Genomic DNA, 485 nt, shown 5'->3' with positions numbered 1-485 from the left:
GTCTGGACGGGCAGTCGCAGCGGGAGTTCCTGCACGGGATGGAGAAGACGCTCGCCGAGCACGCGTCCTTCAAGGCGGCGGGCGAGCGCGGGGGCGCCGAGATCGTACGGATGACGCTGCCGGGCCGCGCGGCGGCCGACGACCTGTCCGCAGCGCTGAAGCCGCTGGGCGCCCAGGTGGACCCGGACGCGATCCCGGACGGCGACGTGACCGCGGAGCTGGAGCTGCGCCGCGGCCAGCTCACCGGCCTGACCATGGACCTGGGCCAGCTCACGGGCAACGGCGGCAAGGGCGAGGGCGCGGCCCACCTCCCGCTGCGCCTGGAGTTCGGCGGCGGCGCAGCGGTCTTCGTGGACGCGCCGGGCGGCGCGAAGGAGCTGAAGCCGCAGGACCTGCTGGCCGCGATCATGTATGGCGCTCTGGGCAGAACGGGCTCGTGAGTCCATCCTGGAACTCCGGAGACCGCCACTGACGTTCTTCCGGGG

Annotated in this window: 1 pseudogene; it reads left to right on the top strand. The window is 73.4% G+C overall.

Going from position 1 to position 485, the window contains the following annotated elements:
- Nucleotides 1-440: pseudogene (locus J0695_RS40940) on the top strand (hypothetical protein); the annotation flags it as partial.
- Between the last annotated feature and the right edge of the window lie 45 nt (nucleotides 441-485).

The sequence above is a fragment of the Streptomyces beijiangensis genome (assembly GCF_017315755.1).
Taxonomy (GTDB): domain Bacteria; phylum Actinomycetota; class Actinomycetes; order Streptomycetales; family Streptomycetaceae; genus Streptomyces; species Streptomyces beijiangensis.
The sequence above is the reverse complement of the archived record's forward strand: the minus strand, read 5'-3'. Positions and strand labels throughout refer to the sequence as shown.